Here is a 9471-nt window from a genome sequence, read left to right as displayed (position 1 = left end):
TTAAGATGCCTCATTTTTTTTATTGTTTAATGCTTCTTCAAACTGACTATCAAGTGTTGATGCCGTATCTAACTGTGATAACAGATTTTCTAAAGAAAGCTCCTGGAGCTGTTCAACAGATACCATTATATTTTTTCTTTCCTCAAAATAAGTTCGATAATTGTAATTCATCTCAAGCGAAATCGTCCGTGCCCGAGTTGCAGTAGAAGTCGTCAAATTTAGAGCATTTATTTCTTCAATATGCTGATCTATTAAAGGTAGCAAATCTTCTTTGGCAAACTGCTCTTTTTCTTCCACACTCTCTTTACTTTGAAAGTTCGTTATTTGCTCATCTAGTGCTTCACTGTTTTTATTTAAAACATCAATCAAAGTGTTCATTTCTTCTATTTCTTCACTTGAATCCGCTGCTTCTATAAGGTTATCTCGTTCCTCTTGGTGCGTGATAAAAGATTGGCTTAATGTGACAAGTTGTTCATTTGAGTCAATCGAACTCGCATAAGCGTTTAGAAATGAAGTGATTTGAGCTGTAAAATCCCTCTTCACTTGCACATCTTCAAGCATAATATTATGAATTTCTTGAACTTCAGGGTTTTCGACTTGGATTGATTCGACTTCATGTCCAAGGCTATCGGCTAATGGGACTAGTTCTTTATCGACTCGATTGATTAAATCTTGAATAAATGCCAAATCTGTTTCTTCTTCTTCAAAATACATTCGCTCCACTCGGTCGAAATCCATATCATTGACCAAATCATTAAACTCACTATTTAATTCTATTAGGCGCTCCGCATCACTTTCATATGTTTTAATATCTTCATCTAGACTTGATCCACAGGCACTTAAAAATAATAGTGCCATGATAAGCGAACCTTTTATCAGCGTTTTCAAAGACATATACGAACCCCGCTTCAGGTAGATTTCTTTTTATAACACGATATAGTATAACATATATGTGAGTTTAATTTTTTCTAATTATACACTATAATAATTGTTAAGCATGAATGAGAGGATAATTATAGTGGATAAAGAAAAGCTTGTCTTAGCGCTTAAAAACATAGTGACATCGTCAATTGTTAAAAGCGATGAACCCTTAAATAAATACACATATACAGAAACCGGTGGCCCGGCAGATATATACATTTCGGTCGGTAATATAGAAGATACTGCAAAAGTCATCAAATTCGCAAATGAAAACCATTTACCGGTGACCTATTTAGGCAATGGATCGAATATTATTATTCGAGATGGTGGCATCCGTGGCATCGTCGTTAACCTTTTAAAGTTAAATAACATTACTGTAGAAGGCGACACTTTAACAGCAGATAGTGGTGCTGCTATTATTGATGCTTCGCATATGGCACTCCAGCATGGCTTATCTGGCTTAGAGTTTGCATGTGGTATCCCCGGTTCAGTCGGTGGTGCTGTCTATATGAATGCTGGTGCTTACGGTGGGGAAGTCAAAGACTGCCTCAGCCATATTAAAGCAATTAATGAAGCGGGTGAAATCATCACGCTGAGCCCAGATGAATTAGATCTTGGTTACCGCACAAGTCGAGTACAGACAGAACATCTAGTTGTAGTATCAGCTGTCTTTAAATTAAAGAAAGACAAGGATACTGAAAATATTAAAGCGATCATGGATGACTTAACTGAACGCCGAGAAACAAAGCAACCTTTAGAATATCCATCTTGTGGTAGTGTATTCCAAAGACCACCAGGTAATTTTGCAGGGAAGCTCATCCAAGATGCTGGCCTACAAGGCCATCGTATTGGTGGCGTTGAAGTCTCTAAAAAGCACGCAGGCTTTATGGTCAATGTCGATAATGGTACAGCAAGTGATTACGAAGCACTCATTGAATTTGTTCAAGATACTGTAAATGAGAAATACGGAGTCACTTTAAACAGAGAAGTTAGAATCATTGGCGATCATCTTGAATAAATGCTAAATGTATAATCTAAAAGCAGCCCGTTCGTTATACGAACGGGCTTTTACTACATATCACTCATCATTATTACTTTCTTCTATTGAGTCCAACATACCGGATAAGTCCTCAATTTGATTCATAATGTCTAAGTAGCCTGCTGATTCTTCGTCCCAGTTGTCTTCAGATATAACATAGACATTTTCATTGATGACTGCATTAATGTTAGTGAGCGATTCATTTGTTAAAATTTCCTCAGTCACTGTTTCAATATCTTTTTCTCCGTTTGTGTTTAGGGCTAAAATAATACCTGGGTTTAAACTAGAGATGGACGAGAAACCGAAATCAGCATTTGGTTCTACTTGACTATTCTCATTTGATACCGGTTCAAGTACGCGATTAAAACCAACTTCACTGAAAAGAAAATCATTGATGCCACTTGTTTCATCAATAGTTAAATCCTCATCATTCACTTCAAAATAGAGTAGATTTTTCTCTAAATCAAGCACACGTTCTTTAAGCTCAGTCAGATTTGTATTTAAGTCATCGACTAAATTTTCTGCATGGTCTTCAACACCATACATCTCTCCGAGGAAGCTAGTAAATTCTATAATGTTTTCCACATAAGTCGTGCTATCTTTATCGACACTGATAATTTCAGCATTCGGTGCTGCTTCTTCCAGTTGTCTGATTACAGCTGAATAGGACTCATCTTCACCTATAACAATCACTTCTGGGTCTAATTTTTCAACTGCCCCATAATCAATTTCATCTTCAGTACCTACATTCACATGATCGTCTGATCCGTAAATATCACTCAATTCTTCGTTTAAATGTTCCCCTTCTTCCCCTTTTTGAATGCCGGTGATATTTCCTTCTAAATCAAGTGCTGCAAAAGTGGACGCTGCAGATAAGTCGAAGACAACGACTTGGTCTGAACTCTTCGGTAATTCTACATCGTTATCAATTTGAGTAAAGTCATCATCGTCTTCATCTGTACTACTTTTAATCTTGAAAAAGTTTTTGTAGGCGATGTTCTCCGGAGAACTCGCTTCCTCCTCTTGTTCTTCTTCAGACTCTGTTGCTTCGTTGTTTGTTTCTTCGGTTTCCGCTTCAGGTTCTTCAGCTGGTGCAGTTTCTTCGGAATTATCATTACATGCTGCAAGTAATAATATAAGGCCTGATATCACTAATAAGTATAACTTTTTAAATTCCATACTAAGCTCCTCATCATAAATTCGTACTTAAATCACTATCGTTTTTTAGTCTTGTTTGCAATTATACATAGCCTGACGTATTTTTCCTAGCCAGCCCATTGTAATATGAAAAATCACACTTACTCTTAAAAGATATAAGTGTGATTATTAAAATAAAGCTAATCTTAAGAGATAATGATTGTTTCTCCTGTTGGAATATCTTTATCGTGGTCGATAATTGCTTTAATTTTTTTGATTGCTTTTTGATTGGCACGTTCTTCTTCTGTTGTCTTATAAGTCGGGCGATAGCTTAAGGCATAAACATCTACATCTTCACGACTAAGCTCAATTGCTGTCGAATGTGTCAGAGCTTCAATTGCGCCTGTTACTGTGTAGTACAGGTTTCTTTCGAAAACTTCTTCAAAAGAAGGTTCAATGACATTGATGATTTTTGCATCATTTTCATTTTTGAGTAGTGGTCTCAGGGTTCTAATACCGAGGTACGTTCCCCAAACATGTTCATACATGACCTCACTAAATTCATTAAAGCTAACATTGTAGACTGTTTTGTCATCCGTAAAGATTGAATGCACTAGAATAATACCATTTAGCGACTCATAGCTATCCTCAATTTTTTGGACAACATCCAGCCAATCAATTTCTTTAGACTGTTCTAATAAAACAATTTCATGTTCGCCAGTAGTATCGCTGAGTGTTGCTTTTACATCTTCTAGCTCGCTATAATCCAATCCAGCTAGAATAATGTTTGCATTTTTTGTCGCCAATTCCAGCGCAACCTCTCTACCGAGATAAGTTGTTGCACCCGATACGATATAAGTTTTATTTGTTAAATCCATAATATCCTCCTAGAACTGACTATCTTGATACTACTATAATATCATACTACTCTACTGTTACCGTTTCTTCTGGCATAGTATGTAATTGGTAGGCATCAACGTGAGAAATGACTTTGTATTCACCCGGTTCTTCAAATGTATATGGTAGTACATATTCACCATTTTCACTATGTTCAACATCAATCATTTCTAATGATTCCTCACCTTGAATGATTTCAAACATGACAGCATCCGCATCTGTAACGTCTTCCTCATTCGATGACACATGAGCTGTAAATTCAACTTCTTTACCAGCAGTGATGCTTTCAGGTGTTTGTAAATCAACTTCAAGTGACCTCACTTCATCACTAGATGCGTGATCGTGATTCATATCTCCATGATCACCGTGTTCTGACGATTCTCCATCTGAACATGCAGCCAGAGTTAAAGATAATAATAAGATTACTGATAAAAAGCTTCCTTTTAGTTTCATAGTTATACATCATTTCTATTTTACATTCAAATATCATTTTACATTATCATTTTGCTCATCAATGATACTGAAATGAATATTTTATGACTAAATGAATAAACACGCTTGATGTGATAAACATCAAGCGTGTTACTATAACTAGTCTTCAAAAATAAAATCTTCATCTTTTAATGCTTCAACATTTAACGCAAGAACATAGCCGTCACCTTTAACACTGAAGAAATCGTGGTTCTTCGTTGTTGTATCTAAAGCATTTTCAATGATTGGATTGAATCCTTTTTCTTCAAAGTAAGGTTCAAATCCTAAGTTTGATAATGCTTTGTTTGCATTATATTGTAAGTAATTTAAAACATCATCAGTTAAGCCGATTTTATCGTAAAGATCTTTTGTATATTCAACTTCGTTAGCATACAGCTCATCAAGTAGTTTATACATTTCCTTATCTGCACGGTCCTGTTCTTCCTGACTCAGCTCAGCTTTTAGTACTTGGGCATCTAAGCCAGTGAAGACACCGTGGATTGATTCATCAAGTAAAATTTTACGGATAATTTCACCACTTGTTGTCATACGGCCATTACCAGCTAAATAAAGCGGGTAGTAAAAGCCTGAGTAGAACAAGAATGACTCAAGGAACACTGATGAGACTCTCGCCATGTACTGATCATACAATGACGGGTTCTTATCGAGTAACTTATGATAGTTTGTGACAATTTTGTCTGCTTTAAAAGTCAGATGCTTATTATTAACAACCCACTCGTCTAGTAAATCATCAGTTTCCCTAGTCGGTAGCAGTGTTGTAAAGATATGAGAATATGATTTCGCGTGAACTTGCTCCATCATTCCCATGAAAGAATATACTGCTTTTTTACGTAAATCTGGAGTATGAAGCATGATTAGTGGCATGCCGTCATCTGCTTGATGTGTATCCAGGCCTGTCAGTCCAGCGAGGACTTTCTTGAATGTATCTTTCTCGTCATCGGACAAGGTTGCCCATGATGCTAAGTCTTTAGATACTTTAAATTCTGTTTCTACCCACATTTGTGAGATATTTTGACGCCAGAATATATTTGTCATATCCTCTTCTCTGTTCCAGTTAACAGCTTTCATAGTTCATTCTCCTTTATACTGCACAACTTGTACATTCTTCAACACTGAGTAATTTGTTTCTCGTGTAGTAGAGTGATTTCAATCCTTTGTGGTGTGCATAAATATAGTACTTAGATAATTCTCTAGTAGAGATTTCTGAGTTCACGTAAAGAATCGTACTGATTCCTTGGTCAACGTGCTGTTGGATTGTTGCAATCATATCGATTAATTTCATTTGATCTGTATTAAAGGCACTCTTGTAATACCACATTGTTTCCTTAGATAAGAATGGCATTGGGTAGAACGTCTCTGAGTTACCGTAAGTTCTACGTTCAATCATATCAACGATTGGCATTACAGAACTTGTCGCATTCTGAACGTAAGAAATACTTTGTGTTGGTGCAATCGCTAGGCGATAAGCATGGTATAAGCCATTCGCTTCAACTTCTTTTTGAAGGTTTGCCCAGTCGTCCTTAGTCGGAATGTGAATGTGATCGAATAGGTCAGCTACCTTTCCAAACTGTGGTGTAATATCTTCAGCTGTATAGCGTTTAAAGTACTTACCGTTTGCATAGTCAGAACGATCGAAGTCTTTGAATGTTACACCGCGTTCTTTTGCGATCATCATTGATTTTTCGATTGAGTAGTAGTTCAACAGCATAAAGAAGATGTTTGCAAAGTCTCTTGCTTCTTCTGACTCATAACCAATCTTGTTCTTAGCAAGGTAGCCGTGTAAGTTCATAGCACCAAGTCCAACTGAGTGCAATTCTTCGTTCGCTTTCTTAACACCTGGTGCGTTAGCGATTGAAGTATCATCACTGACGAGTGTAAGAGCTTCAATACCTTCATGTACTGTTTCTTTTACCTTACCTGAATCCATAACGTTAGCAATATTCATAGAACCTAGGTTACATGAAATATCACGTTTGATTTCATCTTCAACACCGTAGTCATTAATGACAGAAGTCTCTTGAAGTTGGAAAATTTCAGTACATAAGTTAGAAATCTTAATGTCACCAATATCTCCAAGTGGGTGTACTTTGTTGGCATTGTCTTTAAACATTAGGTATGGATAACCAGACTGTAATTGAGTTTGAGCAATCGTGTTTAACATATCACGTGCATCAAATTCGCGTTTTTTAACCTTATCATTTTTCACAAGCTCATCGTACATCTCATCCATATCCATATCATCAAGTGCAACACCATATTCTCTTTCCACTGTGTGTGGTGCAAAAGTATTAAATGGTTTGTTATCACGTGCGAGTTCAAAGAATTTAGATGGCACGACTAGACCTGTTGAAATTGTTGCAAGACGGATATCTTCATCTGCGTTTACCTTTTTAGTATCAAGGAATTCAGGTAGGTCATAGTGGAAAATGTTTAAGTATACTGCACCAGCACCTGGACGTTGTCCAAGCTGATCGGCATAAGAAAAGCCACCTTCTAGAGATTTCGCTACTGGTAATACACCTTTAGCGACGCCTTCTATACCCTTGATTGCCTCACCACGTGCGCGTAGTTTTGAAAGGTTAATGGCAACCCCACCACCGATTTTACTTAACTGCTTTGCAGTTGAATCGATGTAGTTAATAGAGTTTAATGAGTCATCTACTTCTAATAAGAAGCATGAAACCATTTCACCACGACGTGCACGTCCTGCGTTTAAGAAAGTTGGTGTTGCAGGTTGGTAGCGCTGCTCCATCATTGAAGTAATGAATGTTTTAGCTGTTTTAATGTTTCCTTTTGCTAAGTATAAGCTGACAATCACAACGTGTTGTCTGTAATCTTCTAAATATTGTTTCTTATCATTTGTTTTTAAAGTGTAATCTTTAAAGAATTTGCTTGCCGCCATATAGCTCTTAAATTTGAAATCAATGCTATTCGCGTGGTCAATAATTTCAGTTAAGCCTGCTTCATCATATTCTTTAAAAAGATCATAGTAAAAGTCGTTCTCAACAAGGTAGTGCAATCTTTCAAGCTCAGAATCGAAATGTATGGTTTTACTTTCCACTTCTTCCATGAAGACTTCAAGTGCTTCTAAATCTTTTTCTAGTTTGTAAAAACCCGTCTCGTCTCTTTTAGTGACTTCGTTATTTAACTCAACGTGATTGTATGTTTTCTCATCTAATACTTTCATGCAATTCCCCTGCCCTTTCTAATTCAACTAAAAATTGTTCTCTTTGTTCTGGACTACCATGCAACTCAAACTTCATTAAAAGTGGTACATTATAGTCATCACTGATATATTCGCCTGCTCGTGCAAAATTTCTACCCCAGTTTCGGTTGCCACTTGAGGCAACTGCAAACATTTTTTCAGCGTTCACTTTTAAGAAATTACTTACAATATCGGGTACTGCACCAAAACCGTATGTCGGTGTAACCAGGATAAAACGATCACCGATTTTCTCTCTGACATTATCAGCTGTTATTTGATATAATTCATAGGTGTCTGGAATGTCTATACCATTTAAGAAGCGACGGATATTACCTGTCATTGAATAATAAGCAATAATCACTTTGTCATCTCCATTCAATTACATCATAAAACAGAACGTATGTTCTATTCAAGTGATTCGTTCATTTATTTTTAATCAATACTACATATAGTGTTTACTTAAAATTTAAACCACAATATATATGATTTAACATGTTCTATAATCTCATATTAGAAAATTGATTGCAATGTAAAAAACTCCCTGAAATTAAAATTTCACGCCCTTTATTGAGTCATAAATCGCCCTAAGTCACGGTGGGTGTGTCATGACAAATCATATTATTTTTTTAAATTTATTTTTGCGAAATTTAATGGAGTCAAGAAGTTGAAATTAACGTACAAATTTTTTTGGAGTGTTGTAAATGAATAATGTAGTTAAAGGTATTCTTGCCCTAATTATTTCATCACTCGGTTTCAGTTTGATGTCTTTATTTGTAAAATATGCAGGCGATCTACCTACTGTTCAGAAAGCTTTTTTTAGAAACTTTATCTCGATGATGATTGCCTTAGTCCTTGTGATATATAATCGCGAACGACTCTTTGGTAAAAAGGAAAACCAAGGTTGGTTACTCTTACGCTCCGCTCTAGGCCTTGCTGGGGTATTACTTAACTTCTTTACCATTGATAGAATGGTGTTAAGTGATGCGGACATCTTAAATAAACTCAGTCCATTCTTTACGATTATCCTATGTGCGATTTTCTTAAAAGAACATATTAGACGTTTCCAGATGATTTCAATCATCATCGCTTTAATTGGTGCGGTATTTATTATCAAACCGTCGTTCTCAAGTGATACATATTTCGCGCTACTAGGTGTTTTAGGGGCAATCTTTGCAGCTGGTGCCTACACTGTGCTCAGATTGCTCGGAAGTAGAGAAAAATTCTATACCGTAGTATTTTACTTTTCATTCTTTTCAACCGTTGCCCTCGTGCCGTTTATGATTTTCCAGTATGAAGCAATGACAGCCAGTCAGTTTTGGTTTTTAATTCTGTCCGGTATATTTGCGGCGATTGGTCAATTCGGACTCACGATTGCTTATAGCTTTGCACCTGCTAAAGAAATCTCAATCTTCTTCTACTCGACGATTCTCTTTACCGCATTATTTAGTATCATCGTCTTTAACGAAATTCCTGATGCCTTGTCTATACTCGGTTACATCATTATCTTCTCAGCAAGTTACTATATGTACATGAAGAATAGACCACCGAGGCGAGAACGTTTGAAAATCGCAGGTAAGAAGTAAATTTTATATTATCTATAAAAGCACATACTACGCAGTCTTTGGTGATGGAGACCAAAAGGCTGCGTAGTTTTTGTATTGGGTGGGGCCCCATCATTACCTCTGCTTCGTTTTTGTTTCGAAGCGGAGCTCCACCAGTACCTCTGCTTCGTTTTACTTTCGAAGCGGAGCTCCATCATTACCTCTGCTTCGTTTTCCTT

9 protein-coding genes are annotated in these 9471 nt (G+C 36.6%); 2 read left to right on the top strand and 7 right to left on the bottom strand.

All coding sequences use genetic code 11. The features are described from left to right. Positions 1-894, bottom strand: a complete 894-nt coding sequence (locus tag V6E76_RS09500) for an EMYY motif lipoprotein (protein ID WP_499797800.1) — start codon at positions 892-894, stop codon at positions 1-3. Positions 895-1015: 121 nt separating this feature from the next. On the opposite strand from V6E76_RS09500, the gene murB reads away from it, so the two are divergent. After that, a complete protein-coding gene (gene murB / locus V6E76_RS09495) occupies positions 1016-1939 on the top strand; it encodes a UDP-N-acetylmuramate dehydrogenase (protein ID WP_026867682.1) in 924 nt (307 codons plus the stop codon). Between the two features lie 60 nt (positions 1940-1999). Here the strand turns inward: murB and V6E76_RS09490 are convergent, their stop codons facing one another. From V6E76_RS09490 to nrdI, 6 genes are all read right to left on the bottom strand, one after another. Next, positions 2000-3139, bottom strand: coding sequence for an ABC transporter substrate-binding protein (locus V6E76_RS09490; protein ID WP_247352819.1), 1140 nt, complete (start codon positions 3137-3139; stop codon positions 2000-2002). Between the two features lie 164 nt (positions 3140-3303). Then, positions 3304-3975 carry an SDR family oxidoreductase gene (locus tag V6E76_RS09485; protein ID WP_247352821.1) on the bottom strand — a complete coding sequence of 224 codons (672 nt, stop codon included), beginning with the start codon at positions 3973-3975 and terminating at the stop codon, positions 3304-3306. Positions 3976-4021: 46 nt separating this feature from the next. Next, positions 4022-4447 (bottom strand): FixH family protein, encoded by a 426-nt coding sequence (locus V6E76_RS09480; RefSeq protein WP_247352823.1) that lies wholly within the window; start codon positions 4445-4447, stop codon positions 4022-4024. Between the two features lie 138 nt (positions 4448-4585). Next, entirely contained in the window at positions 4586-5554 is a 969-nt protein-coding gene (gene nrdF / locus V6E76_RS09475; protein ID WP_247352825.1) for a class 1b ribonucleoside-diphosphate reductase subunit beta, read from the bottom strand. 13 nt (positions 5555-5567) lie between these two features. Further along, positions 5568-7673: a class 1b ribonucleoside-diphosphate reductase subunit alpha gene (nrdE, locus tag V6E76_RS09470; protein ID WP_247352827.1), complete on the bottom strand. Its 2106-nt coding sequence runs from the start codon at positions 7671-7673 to the stop codon at positions 5568-5570. Next, positions 7657-8052, bottom strand: a complete 396-nt coding sequence (gene nrdI, locus V6E76_RS09465; protein WP_247352867.1) for a class Ib ribonucleoside-diphosphate reductase assembly flavoprotein NrdI — start codon at positions 8050-8052, stop codon at positions 7657-7659. Before nrdI ends, nrdE begins: the two co-directional genes overlap by 17 nt. 340 nt (positions 8053-8392) lie before the next feature. Here nrdI and V6E76_RS09460 point away from each other — a divergent pair, with 340 nt between their 5' ends. Next, a complete protein-coding gene (locus V6E76_RS09460) occupies positions 8393-9274 on the top strand; it encodes a DMT family transporter (protein WP_247352829.1) in 882 nt (293 codons plus the stop codon). The last annotated feature ends 197 nt before the right edge of the window (positions 9275-9471 follow it).

Origin of the sequence: Jeotgalicoccus huakuii, assembly GCF_036665975.1 — a bacterium.
Lineage (GTDB): Bacteria > Bacillota > Bacilli > Staphylococcales > Salinicoccaceae > Jeotgalicoccus > Jeotgalicoccus marinus.
This window is presented reverse-complemented; position numbering and strand designations above follow the sequence as displayed.